The sequence below is a fragment of the Arenibacter lacus genome, from assembly GCF_008711145.1.
Taxonomy (GTDB): domain Bacteria; phylum Bacteroidota; class Bacteroidia; order Flavobacteriales; family Flavobacteriaceae; genus Arenibacter; species Arenibacter amylolyticus.
The window spans coordinates 12,588-33,369 of record NZ_VVIN01000027.1 but is presented as its reverse complement, the minus strand read 5'-3'; the positions used below and the strand labels follow the sequence as shown (position 1 = coordinate 33,369).

Here is a 20,782-nt window from a genome sequence, read left to right as displayed (position 1 = left end):
TGATGAATTGTCTATATTTGCCATCATAAGATTACAAGCATTCGTGCATGGAAAACAAAATAAATAAAGAAGGGAAATACCGTTACATGGAAGTGGGCGAAGGAACACCAATCATAATTCTTCACGGACTTATGGGCGGACTAAGCAATTTTAATGGGGTAATGGATCACTTTCCAGCTATGGGCTACAAAGTACTTGTTCCCGAACTCCCCATATATGACATGCCCATGCTCAAGACTAACGTCAAGAGCTTCGCAAAGTTTTTAGATGGTTTTATTACCCACAAAGAATTAGAAAACGTTATTCTTTTAGGGAATTCCTTGGGTGGACATATCGGTCTATTATACACCAAACTATACCCGAAAAAGGTAAAGGCCTTAGTCCTTACCGGTAGCTCCGGACTCTATGAAAGTGCCATGGGTGATGGGTATCCAAAAAGGGGGGATTACGAATTTATAAAGAAAAAGGCAGAGGATGTCTTTTACGATCCCGCAGTAGCTACCAAGGAGATTGTTGATGAAGTATATGCAACGGTCAACGACCGTGTGAAATTGGTAAAGACGCTAGCTATTGCCAAGAGCGCTATTAGGCACAATATGTCTAAGGACCTCCCTCATATGCTTACCCCAACCTGTATAATTTGGGGAAGGAACGATCAGGTTACCCCACCTAATGTTGCAGAGGAGTTTGACACTCTCCTCCCCGAATCCGATCTTTTCTGGATAGAAAAATGTGGGCATGCCCCAATGATGGAGCATCCGGAAGAATTTAATAGGATTTTGGAAGCCTGGCTAAAAGAAAGGCAACTCTAATAAAATAAGTTTCGCAAATAATTTTTCATGCCCCACCGTTGATTTGCGGAAGATATAACCTAAAAACTGAACACCTATGAAAATAAAGTCGGCCGACTTTGTTATGAGCAATTCCAATGTATCCAATTGTCCAAAGGACCCGATACCTGAATACGCTTTTATAGGACGTTCCAACGTTGGCAAATCGTCCCTTATCAATATGCTTACGCAGCGAAAGGGATTGGCCAAAACTTCGGGCAGGCCCGGTAAGACCCAATTGATCAATCATTTTAAAATCAATGAGAATTGGTTCTTAGTAGATTTACCTGGATATGGCTACGCACGTGTCTCCAAAAAGGACAAAAAAACCTTTCAGAAATACATTACCGACTACTTTTTGGAGCGCATACAATTGGTTTGCGCCTTTGTTTTGATCGACATTAGACACGAACCCCAAAAAGTAGACCTTGAGTTTATGGAATGGATGGGCGAAAATCAGATCCCGTTTTGCATAATTTTCACCAAGGCCGATAAGCTACGCCCCAAAGCCATTGAGAATCACGTAAACAACTACATCCACAAATTACTAGAAGGAATCTGGGAAGAAGCGCCACAATACTTTGTAACCTCCTCCGCCAGTGGACTAGGCCAAGAAGAGCTCCTAGACTACATAGACTCGTTAAACGAAAGCTTTTTTAAAGCCACACTTTAGGAGATACTTTTTTTTCAATCCTAACATTACCTCTCAAATCAACAAGGGCTAGCCATTATAAATGAAACCTAAAGCCTAAGGCTTCCTTGCTTCAAACCCCAAGCTCCTGGATTGCTTGAATAAGCCCCTCCTGATCTTTTAGGGCGTTTATAGCCGCTGCATTTAAAAACATTTGGAGTTTTCCGTGGACCAACTCAAAGATAACAGGGAACTTTACCTCCCCTTCTTGGGTATTTCCATACTTTTTAAGAAACTGGTCCTTATACAGGAATTGCATTGTTAAACCAGATTCCTCCCTAAACTTTTTCCAACGCTTTTTCTCCGTAAAGGCACCGTGCGTTATGGCACAAAGGGAACAAGCATACGTCTTCGGATCAAGAATCTTATGGGCCCCATCCATTAACGAATTTCCCAGTCCAGATTTGGCATTGTACACAAACACTAAGTGTTTACTTGTTGTTGCAGCCATAGCGCCCTTGTTAAACCTATAGAATAATTAGTCGGGACAGGTGAATAGAACTTTCATTTATACAAAAAAAATAAGGGGCCTACTTTAAGCCCCTTATAATATCTGGTTATTTCTTCAACTCCAATTTCTCCGCAAAATAATCGCAGAAATCTTTCATAGTTGCCGTCATTTTTTCATCCTGCGTTGCCCTGTAAAAGGTATTAGACAAGGACACTAAGGTTTGATGAAAGAAAACGCGCATCTCGTCTACCGGCATATCTTTGGTCCATAAATCAATCTTTAAGGACTCTTGATTCTTACTATCCCATACAGACAATAAGATTGCTTTTGCCTCCTCCTTGGAGACGCCTCCATCCTCTGCGGACCACATTAGCTTTTCCGGAACCCGGTTTTCATCTAAAGTAATTTCTAAATTAATTTCCGATGTATGTAATTTTGACATGCTTGTATGTTAATATAATTTCAATAATAAAACCTAATTCAATTTCCTGGGCTTATATCTAGACTTTCTAAATAATTCCTCCCCTGGCAAGACTAACATCTCCTGCAGCCCAACCTCATTATTATCCATAAACGCCTTTACAATCTGCCAGCCAATATACCGACCTATCCTACCAGGCGACTCGTTATCCAATTCCAATTGAAATTTGGAAAAAGGAGCTAGATCCAGAAATCTGGGTCCCAATTTATTATCTGTACTATACAAAAGTTCTCGCTCTATAAAGTACCTCCAAATCTGCTCTTCATTTGCAGCTGCCCACTCCAATTGCTCCGCACGGTATCCCAGCACCACCTCCTCTGAGGCCAACGGCAACAACGTACTCTTTAAATAAAGCTCCTTTCCGTAGTAGACCATCCAAGAAAGCAATGACCTTTCCGTAGGGGTGGGAATCACTTTTTTAGCGAAGGCACTTGCCACATTGGCCTCCAAGTATTTTTTATCCAGGCCTTGAGCTATATATTTTGGGATTACGCTATAGAATTCGTGGGAGGGCCCTAGATAATTATCCAGACCAATTAACAATAGGCTATCTGTTAAAATCACCCTGTTATTGTAATCCACATCCGAAGTTACCGTAACCACCTTAGGCAATGGACTTTTGGGATAATAGTATTTTATATGCTTAAATAGGTTTTCCAACCTCTCCTTTTCCTTATCAAAATCAGGAAAAGTCAACTGAACCTCCTCCAATAGTGCCAACTGAAGGCTATCCTGAATTTTAGCCACCCAAACACTGTCTGGATATTTTTCCGGGAATAGATAGGGGTATTTTTCCTTCAATTGAGGAATACCGCTTGGCGTTACCTGAGCAAACTCCTTATCAAATCTGGAAACCTCCATTTCCACCGTTATTTTTGAAATTTCCTCAGCCGTTTTATCAATCTCCCCACAACCGTAGAAAGCTATCATTAACAGACTTAAGAGCCATTTAGCGCTGTGCATTCTCAACAAAATATGATAATGTTTTATATTCTAGTCCTTAGGTATTATTTTTACTGTGCAAAGTTAAGTTTTTAAAATCATATAAACCCTTTAGATGCAAACCGAAAAAGTTATAGACCATATTGTTGACTGGTTAAAAGATTACGCCGAAAAGGCACAGATGAAGGGATTTACCATCGGTATATCCGGCGGCATAGATTCTGCCGTAACGAGCACCTTATGTGCTAAGACCGGATTGGAACTACTTTGCTTGGAGATGCCTATTCATCAAATGGCAAATCAGGAAGAGCGCGCAACTAACCATATTAATTGGCTAAAAGACAACTTCCAAAATGTTAGAAGCAATACTATTAACCTCACACCGGTTTTTGACAGCTTTGTAGAAAGTGTCCCCAGCGTAGACAAGGAGGAAGATAGATTTATGTCCTTAGCCAATACCCGGGCGCGTTTACGAATGACCACCCTGTACTATTTTGCGGCCTTAGACAAACTCCTGGTTGCAGGTACCGGTAACAAAATAGAAGATTTTGGTGTAGGGTTTTACACCAAATACGGTGATGGCGGGGTAGACCTAAGTCCTATTGCGGATCTCTTAAAATCTGAGGTCTACGAAATAGCGAATGTACTGGGCATAATCCCAGAAATTATACAGGCGGCACCTACGGACGGACTTTGGGGCGACGATAGAACAGACGAAGATCAACTGGGAGCTACCTACCCTGAATTGGAGTGGGCCATGGAGATGTTTGAAAATGGAAAGACTGAATCCGATTTTATTGACAGAGAAAAGGAAATTTTCCGTATCTTTAATAGCCTAAATAAGGCGAACAGGCATAAAATGGTTCCAATCCCCGTTTGTGAAATTCCAAATGAGCTAAAAACGGCATCTCACCTAAGAACCAAGTAATTAAATCGAATATACAGAGTAAAACTTTTGATTTCTATTTAAAAGCAAGAGCTTTGTGTAAGAACTAGGATTGTTTAATCTTACAATACGTGTCAGCAATCAAAGACGCAGTTGTGAAAATTGGCATCTACAAAACCATCTAAAATGATTAAAATTTTAATTGCAGACAATCATCCCGTTGTAAGAGTGGGTATTAAACAGGTTTTAGAGCCCACTTCCGATATTCAAGTGATAGGCGATGTTGCAACCACCTCGGAACTTTTCAACTATTTAGAAAACAGTTCCCCAGACATTATACTTTTGGAGATGGACATCCCTACCATTAATGGTATTGCAACGCTAAGAAAAATAAAAAAGGAATACCCTGGCATAAGGGTTTTGATTTACAGCGGCCAGTCTGAAGACGTTTACGCCCTAAGTACTATCCGTGCAGGCGCCTTTGGTTACCTTTCCAAATCCTCTGACCTAGAGTACTTGGTAAGCGCCATTAGAAAGGTAAGTGAGGGTAACATGTTCATCACCAACGAACTAGCCCAGCGCCTCGCATTTGATGAGGGCACCCAAAAGCCAAGGAGATTCTTTAGAAAACTATCCTCAAGAGAGGTAGAGGTTCTTAAGCTATTGGCTAGCGGAAAACGCAACAAAGAGGTTGCACAAGACCTTAACTTGAACGAGAAAACTGTAAGCACCTACAAAGCACGATTGATGCGTAAACTAAACGTAGACAATCTTGTAGATTTATTACAGCAGGCAAAGGCCTTGGAACTGTACTAACACCTAAGGGCAGGGTTCAATTGAAGAAGGGGTTCAACTCACAAAAAGTTAAACCCACTACTATCGTATTATACAAACCTCTGGGAATAGTGTATATCTTTATGAAAAAACCCTGTTCAATTTTTTATTGAGGAGCACATTCAACTGAATATAATTCATTATTTCCTCTAATGTCTCCACTGTTTCAGAGGGGTTTTCCTCTGTACTCTCTTGTAGGGAAGCTATACGTTTTTTAATCAGATAACACCTTAAGGTTAATATGGTTTCACTCACCAATTGCGCCACTCCAACTTCCTTTTCCTTCGGATAAATCTCCTTGCGATCCCATTGATGTAAAGAATACTTCTCCTCTTCCATTAATATGGAGGAAATTTCCGATGCCAACTCCTGATTTAAGTTAGCCATAAACGATGTAATGGAAAAATCTTCCTTTTCATTCATTTCCTCTATGAGTTTGTAATAAATATTACGAAATTGCTCATTCGCCAATTCCACCTCATCATCCTGTAAGTCTAGGTATATTTTCTCGAACACTTTTGCATCAATCGATTCGGGCTCCAATTCCAAATCTCCCTGCTCATTTTCCTTTAAGACCAGATCTTCAAACTCGGCCTCCATAGTTCCATAAAGCAGCAAGATTTCTATAATCTTTCGCTCCAACTCGTACTGAACATCCAATTTCTTTTGCGGCTCGGCTTTAACCACATCAAAGGTAGGTGGCTGTTGCTTCACTTTTCTCTGTGCATCTGCCGAATCTTTTTTCCCAATTTGCGCCAGTGTATTAAAAAGTACCGCTTCGGAAACCTTCATAATCTGGGAGCACTCCTGGATATAGATTTCCTTTTTAATCCTATCTGGGATTTTAGAAATACTATTTACGATATCCCGTACCGTATCTGCCCTTTTAATAGGGTCATTGGCTGCCTCGTTTACTAAAAGGGAAGCCTTGTACTGTATAAAATCTTTGGAATGTTTTTGGAGATACGCCACTACCGCTTCATACTCATTGTTTTTGGAGAAACTATCCGGATCTTCTCCCGCCGGAAATGAACATACTTTTACGTTCATACCCTGCTCCAAAATAAGGTCTATCCCCTTAAGGGACGCCCTTTGCCCTGCTGCATCCCCATCAAACAACACCGTAATATTCTTGGTCAACCTGTTAATCAGTCTAATTTGATCTGGAGTTAGGGCAGTTCCACTAGATGCCACTACATTGTGCACTCCGCGTTGGTGCATCTGTATTACATCCGTATATCCTTCTACCAAATAGCAATTGTCTTCTTTGGCTATTGCCTGCTTAGCATAATAAATACCGTATAGCACCCTACTCTTATGGTAGATATCACTTTCTGGGGAGTTTAAATATTTAGCCGCTCTCTTTTCGTTGGTCAATATACGTCCACCAAACCCCAAGACCCGTCCACTCATACTATGGATTGGAAAGAGCACCCTTCCTTTAAAGCGGTCAAAAGTTCTTTTATTATTGGGGTTCGCAGGATCTTCCTTCACTATGGTGAGTCCCGTTTTCTCTAGGTACTCTAACTGATACCCCTTGTCCAATGCAGCTTTAGTAAAGCCATCCCACTGATCTAGGCAGTAGCCCAACTCAAACTTTTTGATGGTCTCGTCCGTAAAGCCCCTTTCTTTAAAATAGCTTAATCCAATAGCCTTGCCCTGCTCCCTCTCCCATAAAATTTCAGAAAAATAATCCTTGGCATATTCCGAAACGAGATACATGCTTTCCCGCTCATTTAACTTCTCCTTGTCCTCATCGGTCTGTAGGGTTTCCTCTACTTCTATATTGTACTTTTTGGCAAGGTATTTAATGGCTTCCGGATAGGTAAAATGTTCGTGCTCCATTAAGAATGCCACTACATTCCCCCCTTTGCCACTACTAAAATCTTTCCAGATCTGTTTTACGGGAGAAACCATAAAACTAGGGGTACGCTCATCACTAAACGGACTGAGCCCTTTAAAGTTGGTGCCCGATTTTTTTAGTTGCACAAACTCACCTATCACCTCCTCTACCCTGGAGGCCTCATATACTTGATCTATAGTAGCTTTTGAAATCAATTTACCGTGTTTTTTACAATGGCTAAAGATACTATTTCAAAAAGAGGAAAACCATTCATTTCCTTCCCAAAATGCGTAACTTTATCCACCTATTTAAAACTAATAAGAAATAGTCAATGATTTTATTTTTGGGTACCAAGCCGGGAAAAACATTCACTAAAACTATTCCGCACATTGCTTGCCCCTATTGCGAACAAAAGAATACGCTCACTGCGGTGACCAGCAGCACCTATTTCCACCTTTTTTGGATCTCGCTCTTTAAGATCAGCACCTCCACAATTATTAGCTGTTCCCATTGCAAGAAAACCTATTATGAGGACGAATTTACCGAGGTACTACAGCAACAAGGGGTTAGCCAGGACACTATCCGTTTGGCTCTTAAAAACGAATCCTAAGTACATAAATTACATCCTACAATAGAGACACAATAATCCATTGATCCAGATCTAGGAATAGTTCCCTGGAAATGATGCCCTGCCTTTATTTGCTTTAAGAGGGAAGATGATTTTTATACCCCGTCAAAAAGAAGGTCGAAAGATATTTTGTATTATTTTTTTCGATCTACCACATAATTCACCATCATGATCAGTGAATTTTTATAGTCCGAATCGGGATAAGGCTCCAAAAGGGCAAGTGCTTCTTCCTTATATGCCAGCATTTTCTTAACGGCATATTCCAAGCCCCCGTTTTCCTTTACAAAAGCGATTACCTGTTTCACCCGCTTTTTGTTCTTATTGTGATTCTTAACGGAGTTGATTAACCACTTCCTATCTTCCTTGCTACAGTTGTTAAGCACATAAATTAAAGGAAGCGTCATTTTCTGCTCTTTAATATCGATCCCGGTAGGTTTCCCTATGCGCTCGTCCCCGTAATCAAACAAGTCGTCCTTAATCTGAAAGGCCATACCAATAAGCTCTCCAAATTTCCTAAAGATTTCTACATCCTCAGAATCGGGCTTTACGGAGCAGGCCCCCAAGCTACAACAAGCAGCAATCAAGGTAGCTGTCTTTTGCCTGATAATCTCGTAATAAACTTCTTCGGTAATATCTAGGCGTCTTGCCTTTTCTATCTGCAACAACTCCCCTTCGCTCATTTCGCGAACGGCAACGGAAATAATCCGCAGCAAGTCGAAATCCCCATTATCTATGGAAAGCAACAATCCTTTGGAAAGGAGGTAATCTCCCACTAGTACGGCAATTTTGTTCTTCCAAAGGGCATTTATGGAGAAAAAGCCCCTTCGCTTGTTACTATCGTCCACCACATCGTCGTGAACCAAAGTAGCGGTATGGATTAACTCTATGACTGCCGCCCCTCTATAGGTCCTATCATTCACCTGTCCCTGGTTAAGCATTTTGGCCGTTAGAAACACGAACATAGGCCGCATTTGCTTACCCTTACGGTTAACGATATAATAGGTAATCCTATTTAGCAACGCCACATTAGAGGACATGGATTCGTAGAACTTTTTTTCAAAAAGCTCCATTTCCATATTTATCGGCTCCTTTATCTGGGATACAATTTTTAACGGGTAGATAGGACTATATTTTGATTGGTGATTCTGTGGCGCAAAATTAGGCAAAAAAAATAGTAAAAGATAGTCCTTTTTTAATATAAGATCAATCTTTTGAATTTAAGGCTTCGCAGAAAAACAAACCTTATAAAATACAGAACAAGAAGAAACCCCCTTTATGATTTATTGGCCAATTGCCCACAGGCGGCATCAATATCCTTCCCTCGCGACCTACGAACCGTTACGGTAATTCCATTTCTTTCCAAGGTATTCACGTACCTATCAATGGCGTCGTTACTGGCCTGTTTAAATTGACCATCGTCAATAGGGTTGTATTCTATTAGGTTTACCTTGGAAGGTGCAAATCCGCAGAATTCCACCAAGGCATTCACATCCTTTTGCTTATCGTTAATCCCTTCCCAAACCACATACTCATAGGTGATTCTACTCTTGGTTTTCTGATACCAGTACTCCAGGGCCTCTCTAAGATCGGCTAGGGTAAAGGTGGCATTAAAGGGCATAATAGAGGTCCTAACCTCATCTATTGCCGAATGCAGGGATACGGCAAGGTTAAACTTCACTCCCTCATCGGCCATTTTACGGATCATTTTGGGAACCCCGGAGGTAGAGACCGTAATCCTCTTGGGCGACATCCCTAAGCCTTCGGGGGAAGTAATCTTCTCTATGGCCTTTAGAACGTTATTATAGTTCATTAAAGGCTCTCCCATCCCCATAAAAACAATATTGGTCAAAGGCCTATCAAAATACAACCTACTCTCATTATCAATAGCCACTACCTGATCGTAAATTTCATCCGGATTTAGATTTCGCATCCGCTTAAGTCGCGCAGTAGCACAGAATTTACAATCCAAGCTGCAACCAACCTGACTAGATACACAGGCGGTAGTTCTTGTTTTGGTGGGAATAAGGACCGATTCTACCACCAGGTCATCGTGCAGGCGAACGGCATTCTTTATAGTGCCATCACTGCTGCGCTGCATCTGATCTACCTTGATGTGGTTGATCACAAAATTATCCTTCAACATCTGCCTAGTTTCTTTGGAGAGGTTAGTCATATCCTCAAAACTATGGGCCGATTTCTGCCAGAGCCATTCATAAACCTGATTGCCTCTAAAGGGTTGATCCCCTTGGGAAATAAAAAATTCCCTGAGTTGATCTTTGGTAAACGCTCTTATGTCCTTTTTCTTCTTAGCTAATTCCACGGCACAAAGGTAATTGATTAAACAAAAAAATCCCGCCAATCCAGAATAATCTGCATTTGTACGGGATTTTCAAATTATTTTTTCCTACTTATATGATCAGCATGGCATCTCCATAAGAATAAAACTTATAGCCTTCCATGATCGCCTCCTTATAGGCCTTCTTCATTAGATCGTGCCCCATAAAGGCCGATACCATCATCAATAGGGTTGATTTTGGTAAGTGAAAATTGGTCACCATAGCATTTGCGATACTAAATTCGTAAGGAGGGAAAACAAATTTATTGGTCCACCCATTAAACGTATTCAGCGTTTGCTGTGTAGAAACCGCACTTTCCAAGCCACGCATGGCTGTGGTACCTACGGCACACACCCTACGTTTTTCTCGCTTGGCGTTGTTTACTATCTCCGTAGCCTTCTCGTCTATTACCAGCTCTTCGCTATCCATCTTATGCTTGGAAAGGTCTTCTACCTCCACAGGGTTAAAAGTTCCCAGTCCTACGTGAAGGGTAAGCTCAGCAAAATCTATCCCTTTAATTTCCAATCTTTTTAATAAGTGCTTGGAAAAATGCAGCCCTGCAGTAGGTGCCGCAACGGCTCCTTCATGCTTGGCATAAATAGTTTGGTAGCGCTTAGCATCCTCAGGCTCTACCACCCTTTTAATATATTTTGGCAAAGGAGTTTCCCCCAATTCCTTTAATTTTCTTCTAAAATCGTAATAAGAGCCATCGTAAAGGAATCTCAATGTTCTACCTCTAGAGGTGGTATTATCGATTACCTCTGCTACCAAAGATTCATCCTCTCCAAAATACAATTTATTACCAATTCGTATTTTACGGGCAGGATCTACCAAAACATCCCATAGTCTTTGCTCCTCATTTAATTCGCGCAATAGAAATACTTCTATTCTAGCTCCGGTCTTTTCCTTATTCCCGTACAACCTTGCTGGAAATACCTTGGTGTTGTTGAGCACCATAACATCGCCCTCATCAAAATAATCAATTAGGTCTTTAAATAGTTTGTGTTCTATTTTACCAGTTTCCCTGTGTACTACCATTAATTTGGACTCGTCCCGGTTCTCTGCAGGGTACTCCGCCAATAATTCCGGTGGAAGCTCAAAATTGAAGTGCGATAATTTCATTTAGTATTTACCTTATTTAAAGTTAAACTTTTGCGGCTGCAAATATACGATGTTGACATAGGGGTTGTCAAGTAAATTGGCATTTAAATCACAATTAGCTAATTTCTACTGGAAAATTTAAACTTTCCATATCCTTCCAAAAATCGGGATACGATTTAGAAACTACCCCCGCATCATTGATAAACAGGTCGGTTTTTAGTGCCAAGGGGGCAAAAGCCATTGCCATTCTATGGTCGTTATAGGTATCTATCGCGATATTTTTATTTATCTGACTAGAAGGCTCCAAGGTTAACGTCTTGTCCGTTACCGAGATAGGGGCACCCAATTTTCCCAATTCCGTCTTTAAGGCCTCTAGCCTATCCGTTTCTTTTATTTTAAGCGTATGCAAGCCCGTTAAGTGACATCCAATTCCGAGGCCAAAGCAGCTCACAACAATGGTTTGTGCAATATCCGGCGCATTCACAAGATCTATCTCAATCTTCTTATCGCTTACTGCTGCGGTTTTACGCAATACAACTTCGTGCTCCCCGAAAACGGTTTCCACACCAAAATCCTTATAAATTTCGGCGAGGACACTATCTCCCTGCAGGCTGTCTTTGCGATAAGAGGATAGGGTAATTTCCGACCCCACATCAGAAAGCGACACAATACTATAAAAATAGGAGGCAGAGCTCCAATCGGACTCCACTACTTGCGTAGCGGCTTTAACCGATTTTTGGGGCAGCACCTTAATGGTATTGCCTTCAAAAGAACTTTCCACGCCTATCTGGGCAAGTAGTCCTAAGGTCATTTTAATGTAGGGCACTGAAGTAATTTTCCCTACCAGTTCTAATTCTAACCCATTTTCTAGGCTAGGCGCTACCAATAACAACGCAGAGATATACTGACTACTCACATTGGCAGGCAAGCTCACCTTGCTTTTGGTCAGCTTCTGCCCTTTAATTTTAATAGGGGGATACCCCTCATTATTTTCATAATGGATAGCTGCTCCCAATTCCTTTAGGGCGTCCACCAGAATTTTTATAGGTCGTTCCGTCATCCGTTTAGAACCTGTGAGCACCACCTCCTTGTTTTCCTGAGTGGCAAAATAAGCTGTTAAAAAGCGCATTGCCGTACCGGCATGATGGATGTCTACAGTGCCATTAGCTATAGCAAGACCTTTCTGCATTACCTCGGCATCGTCCGAGTTGGAAAGGTTCTCTATAGCAATAGTGGGATAAAGTGCCTGCAGAAGCAAGAGCCTGTTGGATTCACTCTTAGATCCGGTTATTTTTATTTTAGCTTTTAACAAAGAGCTGGGCGGGGCAGATAGATATACTTTCAAAATATTCGGGATTTATAATAATAGTATTGATTTTCTTTATTTTTTGGTGATGCCCAAAAAACGCAAGCTACAAATATACTATTATTTCAGCTTTTTATTGCTGTGATGACGATCGTGATCCCTAGTTGCTTTTAAGTCCAGTTTTTTATCAAAAGACTCCTGTAGGTTGATGCCGGTTTGGTTGGCCAAGCATAGCACCACAAAAAGCACATCTGCCAATTCCTCCCCTAGATCTTTATCTTTATCCGATTCCTTTTCACTTTGCTCTCCATATCGCCTAGCAATAATACGTGCCACCTCCCCTACCTCCTCGGTAAGTTGAGCCATATTGGTAAGCTCATTAAAGTATCGTACCCCGTGGGCTTTTATCCATTCATCTACCGCTAACTGCGCGTCTTTTATGTTCATTATTTCGAAATTTTTGACAAAACTGTAATTCCGTTACTCCTTCACATCTATTACAACCGGAGTAATAACCTATTCTCTGTTCTTTGTATCAATTTGTATAGTAACGGGTCCATCATTGATCATGGCCACTTGCATGTCTGCACCAAAAACGCCTGTTCCTACTTTTTTCCCAATTTCCTTTTCCATTTGGGCTACAAATTGCTCGTATAATGGGATGGCAGTATCCGGTTTGGCCGCCTTGAGATAACTGGGCCTATTTCCTTTTTTAGTAGCGGCATGAAGGGTAAACTGACTCACCACAATTACATTGCCCTCTTGCTGTAGTAAGGATTCGTTCATTACTCCTTCACTATCGTTAAATATCCGAAGGTTGGCTATCTTTCTGCAAAGCCATGCGATATCTTCTTCCCCATCTGCTTCCTCTATCCCCAAAAGCACCAAAACCCCCTTAGAAATCTCTGAAATTACCTCACCTTCCACAGTTACACTCGCCTGGGAAACTCTCTGTATTACTGCTCTCATTATTTTTCTCCGTAAATATCCGTTCTGTAATTCTCCTCTTCCCCATCTATCATCTGCACATAACTCTTATACCTACTCCACGCCACCTTATCCTGATCCAGCGCCTCTTTTACAGCGCATTGTGGCTCATCTATGTGCAGGCAATTATTAAACCTACATTCACTCTTCAACTCAAAGAATTCGGGAAAATAATCCCCAATTTCCTCTGGCTCCATATCTACGATCCCAAATCCTTTAATACCTGGGGTATCAATTATTCTAGCCCCAATATTAAGGTCAAACATTTCTGCAAAGGTAGTAGTGTGCTGCCCTTGCAAATGCTGACTGGAAATATCCTTGGTCTTTAAATTCAGCTCTGGTTCAATAGCATTGACCAAAGTAGATTTTCCCACGCCAGAATGACCAGAGAACATGCTGGTTTTGCCCAGCATCAATTCTTTTACTTTGTCTACATTTTTCCCGCTTGCTGCCGAAATCCCAATACAGGTATAGCCTATTTCCCTGTAAAGGGCAGCCAAGTACCTAATCTCATCCAGTTCTTCCGAACTGTAAGTGTCAATTTTATTGAATAGTAATATTGTGGGAATGTTATAGGCCTCTGCCGTTACTAAAAAGCGATCAATAAAATTGGTGAAAGTAGTAGGGTTGTTTAGGGTCACGATCAAAAATACTTGATCCAGGTTAGAGGCAATGATATGGGTCTGCTTGGATAGATTGACCGATTTCCTAATAATATAATTCTTCCGGTCCTGTATTTCCGTAATAACGCCCTGTGCCTCCTCGGAAGAAGGGTCTTCGTCAAAAGTTACTTTATCGCCTACAGCTATAGGATTAGTACTCTTTATTCCCTTTAAACGGAATCTTCCCTTGATCCTACAGTTATAAAATACGCCTTCCTCCGATTTAACGGTGTACCAACTTCCAGTAGATTTATAAACGGTTCCCTTCATGTATTCATTCGTCTTTTATTTTACAAAGAAACAACTTTAGTTTCACAAAACCAGCTGTTACAGTGTAACGATCAACCTCTTAAACCCTACACCCTCACACTTTATTCAATTTCTACTACTTTACTAGCTACCCTCCTAGTATCCAAGGAGCTTACATAGGACAAGACTAGCAGAAAACATGTACCGCTCACCACTAAATTTCCAACCCTCCCCTTAAAAATACGAAGGCCGAAAAATTCCAAGAAATTGGAATTTTTCGGCCTCTACTTCATTGCTATCACGGACTGGCAATTAGCCATTAGATAATAACTAGTCCCTACCGATGACCTTCACTCTCCCTCCGGCAAAACTATTCTGGTTTATTTCCTTGGGATTACCGTAGAGCACTACATTCCCCCCAATCCTCATATTGATATCCGCCTTCTCCGAGGCATATACTTCGGCTTCCCCAGCAACAGTAATTCTTACGGTTGCCTCTTCACTTTTCAAGGACTTACCTTCAAAAACACCCCCTGTGCCCAGTACTACCTCCAATTTTTCTGTGGCTCCAGAAGCCTCTACAATTCCTCCTGTAATGGACCTAGAGCGGACCTCCTGCACGGCCAATTCCACATGGATTGTGGCACCTTCCTGAGCATTAAGTCGGACTGCCTCTTGCGACAAGGGCTCCACTACCCGTATCTTGGCCCCTTGGTTTGCATCTATCAAATCAAGCTCCTTATAATACACCTCTACAAAGGTATTTTCTCCACGGAATTTTTTATTGAAGGCCATTTTCAACCTTAGCGTTCCGTTTTTATTAATAATCTGAACCTCCTCTGCGTGTTCTCCCTTTATTACCACCTTGCTTTCCTCAGCCTTGAGTAGGCTCACCTCAATTAAGTCGTACACCTTCACCTCATTGAAGTCGCCCACCGCCCTTTCTACTTTCTGCTGGGCCAGCATGGAATAGGAACCCAACAAGGTGCAGATTGCTACTATAATTTTCGTTTTCATATTGTTTTTATTTATCCACCGAAGCTTTTAATCCCTACGATGTGGTTCTTTTGTTATGTATAATTTCACCAGACACCCCTCACTTATCACCCTTTCACAGCGCAAAACAATTCACAAAAAAACCCGCGTAAGGCGGGTTTTTTTTGAATAAAACTGCTTTTATCGCCTTATGAATTAATAATTCGCTCCTGGTGATTAATAGACTCCTGGTGGATGGCCTTGAACATTTTAAGAATAAATTCTTCGCTCAATCCTCTAGCTTCCCCTTCCAAGATCATATTCCCCAAAATGGCATTCCATCGGTTGCTTTGTAATACAGCCACGTTCTTTTGCTTCTTCAATTCCCCGATGCTATCCGAAATCTTCATTCTCTTTCCAAGAATATCGATTACCTGATTATCAATAACATCTATCTGGGCCCTTAGGTTGCTTAAACTGTTTTTGTATTCCATCTCCTCGTTGGTTTCCTTTCTCATCTTAAGATCCCTCATCATTTGAACCAAGGTAGCTGGTGTCACTTGCTGAGCAGCATCACTCCAAGCATTATCCGGATCGTAGTGGGTTTCTATCATCAATCCATCAAAGTTAAGGTCCAAGGCTGTTTGAGAAACATCAAAAACCATATCTCTTTTCCCAGTAATATGGGAAGGATCATTAATTATAGGAAGGTCTGGGAACCTAGTCTGCAGTTCAATCGCCATTTGCCACTCTGGGATATTTCTGTACTTGGTTTTCTCATAGGTAGAGAACCCTCTGTGGATTACCCCTAAATTCTTAATATTGGCAGAATGTAATCTCTCTACAGCCCCCAACCACAAGGCTAAATCCGGGTTTACCGGGTTTTTAATCAATACCACCTTATCCGTGCCTTCCAATGCATCTGCAATTTCCTGAACGATAAATGGACTTACGGTTGATCTGGCTCCTACCCATAGCATATCTATATCGTGCTCTAAAGCCAACTCTACATGTGCTTTATTAGCCACTTCGGTAGCCGTTTTCAATCCGGTTTCTGCCTTTACCTTCTGCAACCATTTTAGACCTAATGCCCCAACCCCTTCAAACATACCAGGTCTGGTTCTTGGCTTCCAGATTCCGGCTCTAAAGTAATTTACATCGGTATCCTTTAACTCATTTGCAATTCGCATTACCTGCTCTTCCGTCTCCGCACTACATGGTCCGGCAATCACTAATGGGTGGTCCAATTTCATATCGTCCAACCATGCTCTCATTTGTTTTGAATTTTCCATTTCTCTACTCTTTATTTATTAAGTGGTATTCCGTTTAATATTCCCTTTATTTTATTGGTATTGTTCATCTCATCATAAATGCCATCATAATCGTCTTCCACTAGCATTTGCTTAAAAGACTGCAAGTTGGCTATGTACTCGTCCAAGGTTTCAATCACATTATCCCTATTCTGTCTAAAGATAGGCGTCCACATTGCAGGCGAGCTTTTTGCCAAGCGTACAGTGCTTTCAAATCCACTTCCCGCCATGTCAAAAATATCACGTTCATTTCGCTCTTTGTCTATAACCGTCTTTCCTAACATAAAAGAGCTGATATGTGATAAATGCGAAACATAGGCAATATGCTTATCATGTGCCACGGGATTCATATATCGGATTCTCATCCCCATTTCCTGAAGCAACTTTAGGGCGCGCTCCTGAAGCTTGAATGCCGTTTTCTCTATTTCGCAAATAATATTTGTCTTACCATCGAACAGGCCTTCAATTGCCGCGGACGGTCCAGAGAATTCCGTACCCGCAATAGGATGGCATGCTAAAAAATTACGCCTGTTAACATGGTTCTCCAAAGTTTTACAGATCAAGGATTTTGTAGAGCCTGCATCCATTACAATAGCCTCATCGTGTACGGCATCCAAGATAATAGGCAATTCCCGCACCATTTGATCCACAGGGATGCTCACCATCACAAGATCTGCCTGTGGAAGTAGGCTATAGTCTGCTTTTTCATCAATTATGGAAAGGGACAAGGCCTCCTCCAAATGACTAATATTGGCATCAATCCCATAGATTCGGGCATTGGGTTCTACCTTCCTTAAATCCCTCGCAAAAGAACCTCCTATTAATCCTACTCCTATTACAAATACATTCATTGTTACGCTACTTATATCCTAAAAGAACAAAACTGGAGATCTGCATTTAACTCCTTGTACAACAGCCTTATCCTATCCAAATTATTATTTTTAAAATCGTTCAATCGCCTCTTTTATTTGATCGGCTTTTACACAGAGAGAAAACCTTATATACCCCTCTCCATTACTCCCAAATATGGTGCCAGGGGTGATAAATATATTTTTATCATAAAGCACCTCATCAATAAAATTTTCGGCAGAGGAGATTCCTTCGGGCAGTTTGGCCCAAACAAACATTCCTACGGCCTTTTTATCGTACACGCAGTTCAGCTTATCTGCCAATTGATAGATTAACTCCCTGCGGTTATCGTACACCTTACTTAGCTCTTGAAACCAGGCGTCATCGCTATTTAAGGCTGCTATGGCTCCCTTTTGAATGCCGTAGAACATCCCAGAGTCCATATTGCTCTTTACCTTTAAAATAGCCTCAATATGCCTTGCATTTCCCAGGACCATACCTACTCTCCAACCAGCCATATTAAAAGTTTTGCTAAGGGAATTCAATTCCAAGGCCACCTCCTTAGCACCTTCTACACCCAAAATACTGATGGGGTGTTCGTTTAACACAAAACTATATGGGTTATCATTCACCAATAAAATCGCGTTTCGCTTTGCAAAGGCCACAAGCTCTTCCAATTGAGCTACGGTTGCAGTTGCTCCCGTTGGCATGTGAGGGTAACTAGTCCACATGATCTTTACCCTGGAAAGGTCTTGTTTTTCCAACGCCTCCAGGTCTGGAAACCAGCCTCCTTCTTCCGTAAGATCGTAATAGCGAGGTACTGCCTCCACCAACTTGGTTACGGATGTATAGGTGGGGTAGCCTGGATTTGGGATCAATGCTTCATCGCCTTTATTTAAAAAAGCCATACTAATGTGCATTATCCCCTCCTTAGAACCCATTAAGGGCAATACCTCGTTTTGGGGGTCTAACACCACCTTAAAGCGCTTCTTATAAAACTGCGTAAAGGCCTCCCTTAATTCGGGCAATCCCTGATAACTTTGGTACTGGTGTGCCCCGTCATGGACAATGGCCTCTGTAACCGCGTTTAATACTGCTTGGGAAGGCGCCATATCCGGACTCCCAATCCCCATGTTTATCACGGGTCGCCCTTCTGCCACCAATCCCCTTACTTCCCTCAATTTTTTAGAGAAGTAGTATTCTTCCACCGAACTTAATCTATCTGCGATTTTCATATTCTTTTGGCTTTTTTATATTCACCCAATACTTTAAATTCTTCTGCCATAATTCCCAACAGCGATTTGGCTTTTTCAAAATGCTCATACGCTTCAAAGGTAACGTCCACAAAGAAGGAGTATTTCCAAGGCATTTCTATCACTGGTAAAGATTGGATCTTAGTTAGGTTTAGGTTACAATCGCTCATCACATTTAAAATGGTTGCCAAACTCCCCCTTTTATGATCCGTTAAAAAACGTACGGAAGCTTTGTTGATCTCTTCCTTTGGCCACACCTTGTTTTGGGTCTTTACGATAATGAATCGGGTAGAGTTTTCCTTTATCGTCTGTATGTTGGTCTGAATAACCTCTAGATCGTAAAGTTCCGAAGCCACCTTTGGCGCAATGGCTGCAATTCCCTTTAACTGGTTCTCTTGAATTCTTTTGGCGGTCTCTGCCGTATCTACATCTTCTACCAATTTTATATGGCCATAATCTTTAAAGAACTCCTTACACTGCAACAGGGCCATCGGATGCGAATGCACCTCTTTTACATCCTCCATCGTCTGTCCTTTAAGGACCATTAAATGATGGTGGATATTCAAATATTGCTCCCCTATGATATGTAAGTTCTTACTAAAGACCAGTGCATAATTTGGAATAATAGACCCCGCTATGGAATTCTCTATAGCCAATACGCCAGTGTCTGCCTTTTTTAGCAGCAACTGATCTACTAAATTATCAAAAGAGGGACATTCCACGAAGTCTACCTTATCCCCAAAATAGTTCTTGGCCACTTGGTGGTGATTAGAACCTTTTATTCCTTGTATTGCTATTTTTAATGCCATTGTTATTTTCTTCCAAACGGAGTTTATCCTAGTTTACCCCAAAAAAAAAGTCCCGCTTTACACGGGACTTTCATCTATATATACATTTAAAATATGTTAGAACAGCCCCATGCCTCTTTGAAAAAAGAAGTAAAAATAAAAACCGTTCCCGAAATATTGCTTTGTCATTTTCTTTTAAAACTTGGGCTAAAGTAATAATTAATTTCAAAACTTCTGCTTAAATTTATTCTTTTTTCACATTTCGCAGTTTCATACACAACAACTTAGGAAATCGACCTCAAAACACCTGGCATCTTAAGAATCTCGCATCTCCCTTTTTAAACACCGACGGATCCCCCCTGATTACCACCCCATTAAACTAAAATTGAGAAAGGAAATATAACGACAAACAAAGGTTATGGAAAAACCCTTATTTTTGGTGAAAACGAACCCTATGTCCATAGTAGCAAAAAACATAACGAAATCTTTTGGCGATCAAATAGCGCTAAACGATGTTTCATTCACCATAAACAAAGGGGAGGTAGTTGGATTCCTAGGTCCTAACGGGGCTGGCAAATCTACCATGATGAAGATTTTAACCACTTATTACAGTCCAGACCAAGGTAGTGCGGAGGTAAACTCTTTTGATGTAGGCAAAGAGCCTAAAAAGGTCCAAAAAAGCATTGGATACCTTCCAGAGCATAACCCTCTTTACTTAGATATGTATGTAAAGGAATACTTGGAGTTTAATGCCAATGTTTACCAAGTAGACAAAAAAAGAATCCCCGTGGTCTTGGAACAAACGGGATTATTGCCCGAGGCGCATAAAAAGATTGGACAACTCTCCAAGGGGTACCGACAAAGAGTAGGATTGGCTGCTGCCTTATTGCACAACCCTGAGGTGTTGATCTTGGACGAGCCTACTACCGGACTAGACCCTAATCAATTATTGGAAATCAGAAATTTGATCAGGGAAATTGGCAAGGAGAAAACTATCTTATTATCTACCCACATCCTAAAGGAGGTAGAAGCTGTATGTGATAGGGTCATCATTATTAAAAAGGGGAACATCGTGGCCAATCAAACACTTTCCGAATTGCGTAAAGAGGAAAAGCAAGTTTTGGTAGTAGAGTTCGATTTTAGGGTGGAAGAAGCCTTTCTTAAAAAACTGGACCACGCCATTACCGTAAAAAACACAGGGGGGTTTAGCTACGAAATTACCTTTGACACGGATAAGGATATGCGACCTGCGGTGTTCGACTTCGCCTATGACAATCAACTAAAAACCCTGCAACTAAGCAGAAAAAACAAGAACCTAGAAAGCCTTTTTACCGAATTAACCCAATAGTTTACGGTCCTATAATTAAAACTTCCCTGCCC

22 protein-coding genes are annotated in these 20,782 nt (G+C 41.2%); 6 read left to right on the top strand and 16 right to left on the bottom strand.

What is annotated here, in order from left to right; all coding sequences use genetic code 11:
* The first annotated feature begins 47 nt into the window (after positions 1-47).
* Positions 48-812, top strand: coding sequence for an alpha/beta fold hydrolase (locus tag F1E73_RS09660; RefSeq protein WP_086475529.1), 765 nt, complete (start codon positions 48-50; stop codon positions 810-812).
* Positions 813-888: 76 nt separating this feature from the next.
* The gene (yihA, locus tag F1E73_RS09655; RefSeq protein WP_086475528.1) at positions 889-1,503 is read left to right on the top strand and encodes a ribosome biogenesis GTP-binding protein YihA/YsxC; all 615 of its coding nucleotides are present in this window, start codon (positions 889-891) and stop codon (positions 1,501-1,503) included.
* A gap of 91 nt (positions 1,504-1,594) precedes the next feature.
* On the opposite strand, the gene F1E73_RS09650 is transcribed toward yihA, so the two are convergent.
* The 3 genes from F1E73_RS09650 to gldB form a co-directional block, all read right to left on the bottom strand.
* On the bottom strand, positions 1,595-1,972 hold the full coding sequence (locus F1E73_RS09650; RefSeq protein WP_086475527.1) for a hypothetical protein: 378 nt from the start codon (positions 1,970-1,972) through the stop codon (positions 1,595-1,597).
* A gap of 106 nt (positions 1,973-2,078) precedes the next feature.
* Positions 2,079-2,414, bottom strand: coding sequence for a gliding motility protein GldC (gene gldC, locus F1E73_RS09645; protein ID WP_086475526.1), 336 nt, complete (start codon positions 2,412-2,414; stop codon positions 2,079-2,081).
* Positions 2,415-2,447: 33 nt separating this feature from the next.
* Positions 2,448-3,416: a gliding motility lipoprotein GldB gene (gldB, locus tag F1E73_RS09640; RefSeq protein ID WP_223883402.1), complete on the bottom strand. Its 969-nt coding sequence runs from the start codon at positions 3,414-3,416 to the stop codon at positions 2,448-2,450.
* Positions 3,417-3,510: 94 nt separating this feature from the next.
* Here gldB and nadE point away from each other — a divergent pair, with 94 nt between their 5' ends.
* Positions 3,511-4,323 carry an NAD(+) synthase gene (gene nadE / locus F1E73_RS09635; protein WP_086475524.1) on the top strand — a complete coding sequence of 271 codons (813 nt, stop codon included), beginning with the start codon at positions 3,511-3,513 and terminating at the stop codon, positions 4,321-4,323.
* 144 nt (positions 4,324-4,467) lie between these two features.
* On the top strand, positions 4,468-5,097 hold the full coding sequence (locus tag F1E73_RS09630; RefSeq protein ID WP_150451789.1) for a response regulator: 630 nt from the start codon (positions 4,468-4,470) through the stop codon (positions 5,095-5,097).
* Positions 5,098-5,196: 99 nt separating this feature from the next.
* On the opposite strand, the gene dnaG is transcribed toward F1E73_RS09630, so the two are convergent.
* On the bottom strand, positions 5,197-7,173 hold the full coding sequence (dnaG, locus tag F1E73_RS09625) for a DNA primase (RefSeq protein WP_086475522.1): 1,977 nt from the start codon (positions 7,171-7,173) through the stop codon (positions 5,197-5,199).
* A gap of 116 nt (positions 7,174-7,289) precedes the next feature.
* Between dnaG and F1E73_RS09620 the strand changes: the two genes are divergently transcribed.
* Positions 7,290-7,568, top strand: a complete 279-nt coding sequence (locus F1E73_RS09620) for a zinc-ribbon domain-containing protein (protein ID WP_150451788.1) — start codon at positions 7,290-7,292, stop codon at positions 7,566-7,568.
* Positions 7,569-7,720: 152 nt separating this feature from the next.
* Here F1E73_RS09620 and F1E73_RS09615 read toward each other — a convergent pair whose 3' ends face one another.
* The 12 genes from F1E73_RS09615 to F1E73_RS09560 form a co-directional block, all read right to left on the bottom strand.
* Complete coding sequence (locus tag F1E73_RS09615; protein WP_223883401.1) at positions 7,721-8,656, bottom strand: polyprenyl synthetase family protein; 936 nt, start codon at positions 8,654-8,656, stop codon at positions 7,721-7,723.
* A gap of 203 nt (positions 8,657-8,859) precedes the next feature.
* Positions 8,860-9,906, bottom strand: a complete 1,047-nt coding sequence (rlmN, locus tag F1E73_RS09610) for a 23S rRNA (adenine(2503)-C(2))-methyltransferase RlmN (protein ID WP_150451787.1) — start codon at positions 9,904-9,906, stop codon at positions 8,860-8,862.
* An 88-nt stretch (positions 9,907-9,994) separates the two neighbouring features.
* Positions 9,995-11,044 carry a tRNA preQ1(34) S-adenosylmethionine ribosyltransferase-isomerase QueA gene (queA, locus tag F1E73_RS09605; protein WP_086475519.1) on the bottom strand — a complete coding sequence of 350 codons (1,050 nt, stop codon included), beginning with the start codon at positions 11,042-11,044 and terminating at the stop codon, positions 9,995-9,997.
* A gap of 94 nt (positions 11,045-11,138) precedes the next feature.
* The gene (locus tag F1E73_RS09600; protein ID WP_150451786.1) at positions 11,139-12,368 is read right to left on the bottom strand and encodes a 3-phosphoshikimate 1-carboxyvinyltransferase; all 1,230 of its coding nucleotides are present in this window, start codon (positions 12,366-12,368) and stop codon (positions 11,139-11,141) included.
* An 81-nt stretch (positions 12,369-12,449) separates the two neighbouring features.
* Entirely contained in the window at positions 12,450-12,776 is a 327-nt protein-coding gene (locus F1E73_RS09595; protein WP_086475517.1) for a nucleotide pyrophosphohydrolase, read from the bottom strand.
* Positions 12,777-12,845: 69 nt separating this feature from the next.
* The gene (gene dtd / locus F1E73_RS09590) at positions 12,846-13,298 is read right to left on the bottom strand and encodes a D-aminoacyl-tRNA deacylase (RefSeq protein WP_086475516.1); all 453 of its coding nucleotides are present in this window, start codon (positions 13,296-13,298) and stop codon (positions 12,846-12,848) included.
* A complete protein-coding gene (gene rsgA / locus F1E73_RS09585; protein WP_086475515.1) occupies positions 13,298-14,248 on the bottom strand; it encodes a ribosome small subunit-dependent GTPase A in 951 nt (316 codons plus the stop codon). The genes dtd and rsgA overlap by 1 nt, the downstream gene beginning before the upstream one ends.
* A gap of 309 nt (positions 14,249-14,557) precedes the next feature.
* Positions 14,558-15,244: a head GIN domain-containing protein gene (locus F1E73_RS09580; protein ID WP_086475514.1), complete on the bottom strand. Its 687-nt coding sequence runs from the start codon at positions 15,242-15,244 to the stop codon at positions 14,558-14,560.
* A 167-nt stretch (positions 15,245-15,411) separates the two neighbouring features.
* Entirely contained in the window at positions 15,412-16,494 is a 1,083-nt protein-coding gene (locus F1E73_RS09575; protein ID WP_086475513.1) for a bifunctional 3-deoxy-7-phosphoheptulonate synthase/chorismate mutase type II, read from the bottom strand.
* Between the two features lie 11 nt (positions 16,495-16,505).
* Complete coding sequence (locus F1E73_RS09570) at positions 16,506-17,363, bottom strand: prephenate dehydrogenase (RefSeq protein WP_086475512.1); 858 nt, start codon at positions 17,361-17,363, stop codon at positions 16,506-16,508.
* 90 nt (positions 17,364-17,453) lie between these two features.
* Positions 17,454-18,596, bottom strand: a complete 1,143-nt coding sequence (locus F1E73_RS09565) for a pyridoxal phosphate-dependent aminotransferase (RefSeq protein ID WP_150451785.1) — start codon at positions 18,594-18,596, stop codon at positions 17,454-17,456.
* Positions 18,593-19,423, bottom strand: a complete 831-nt coding sequence (locus F1E73_RS09560; protein ID WP_086475510.1) for a prephenate dehydratase — start codon at positions 19,421-19,423, stop codon at positions 18,593-18,595. The genes F1E73_RS09565 and F1E73_RS09560 overlap by 4 nt, the downstream gene beginning before the upstream one ends.
* A 433-nt stretch (positions 19,424-19,856) precedes the next feature.
* On the opposite strand from F1E73_RS09560, the gene gldA reads away from it, so the two are divergent.
* Entirely contained in the window at positions 19,857-20,750 is an 894-nt protein-coding gene (gene gldA, locus F1E73_RS09555; protein ID WP_150451796.1) for a gliding motility-associated ABC transporter ATP-binding subunit GldA, read from the top strand.
* Positions 20,751-20,782 lie beyond the last annotated feature (32 nt).

Bases quoted from the DNA above. Each gene is read 5' to 3' on its own strand.
- F1E73_RS09660 (WP_086475529.1), top strand. From the start codon at position 48: ATGGAAAACAAAATAAATAAAGAAGGGAAATACCGTTACATGGAAGTG.
- yihA (WP_086475528.1), top strand. From the start codon at position 889: ATGAAAATAAAGTCGGCCGACTTTGTTATGAGCAATTCCAATGTATCC.
- F1E73_RS09650 (WP_086475527.1), bottom strand. From the start codon at position 1,972: ATGGCTGCAACAACAAGTAAACACTTAGTGTTTGTGTACAATGCCAAA.
- gldC (WP_086475526.1), bottom strand. From the start codon at position 2,414: ATGTCAAAATTACATACATCGGAAATTAATTTAGAAATTACTTTAGAT.
- gldB (WP_223883402.1), bottom strand. From the start codon at position 3,416: ATGCACAGCGCTAAATGGCTCTTAAGTCTGTTAATGATAGCTTTCTAC.
- nadE (WP_086475524.1), top strand. From the start codon at position 3,511: ATGCAAACCGAAAAAGTTATAGACCATATTGTTGACTGGTTAAAAGAT.
- F1E73_RS09630 (WP_150451789.1), top strand. From the start codon at position 4,468: ATGATTAAAATTTTAATTGCAGACAATCATCCCGTTGTAAGAGTGGGT.
- F1E73_RS09620 (WP_150451788.1), top strand. From the start codon at position 7,290: ATGATTTTATTTTTGGGTACCAAGCCGGGAAAAACATTCACTAAAACT.
- F1E73_RS09615 (WP_223883401.1), bottom strand. From the start codon at position 8,656: ATGGAGCTTTTTGAAAAAAAGTTCTACGAATCCATGTCCTCTAATGTG.
- queA (WP_086475519.1), bottom strand. From the start codon at position 11,044: ATGAAATTATCGCACTTCAATTTTGAGCTTCCACCGGAATTATTGGCG.
- F1E73_RS09595 (WP_086475517.1), bottom strand. From the start codon at position 12,776: ATGAACATAAAAGACGCGCAGTTAGCGGTAGATGAATGGATAAAAGCC.
- dtd (WP_086475516.1), bottom strand. From the start codon at position 13,298: ATGAGAGCAGTAATACAGAGAGTTTCCCAGGCGAGTGTAACTGTGGAA.
- rsgA (WP_086475515.1), bottom strand. From the start codon at position 14,248: ATGAAGGGAACCGTTTATAAATCTACTGGAAGTTGGTACACCGTTAAA.
- F1E73_RS09580 (WP_086475514.1), bottom strand. From the start codon at position 15,244: ATGAAAACGAAAATTATAGTAGCAATCTGCACCTTGTTGGGTTCCTAT.
- F1E73_RS09575 (WP_086475513.1), bottom strand. From the start codon at position 16,494: ATGGAAAATTCAAAACAAATGAGAGCATGGTTGGACGATATGAAATTG.
- F1E73_RS09570 (WP_086475512.1), bottom strand. From the start codon at position 17,363: ATGAATGTATTTGTAATAGGAGTAGGATTAATAGGAGGTTCTTTTGCG.
- F1E73_RS09565 (WP_150451785.1), bottom strand. From the start codon at position 18,596: ATGAAAATCGCAGATAGATTAAGTTCGGTGGAAGAATACTACTTCTCT.
- F1E73_RS09560 (WP_086475510.1), bottom strand. From the start codon at position 19,423: ATGGCATTAAAAATAGCAATACAAGGAATAAAAGGTTCTAATCACCAC.
- gldA (WP_150451796.1), top strand. From the start codon at position 19,857: ATGTCCATAGTAGCAAAAAACATAACGAAATCTTTTGGCGATCAAATA.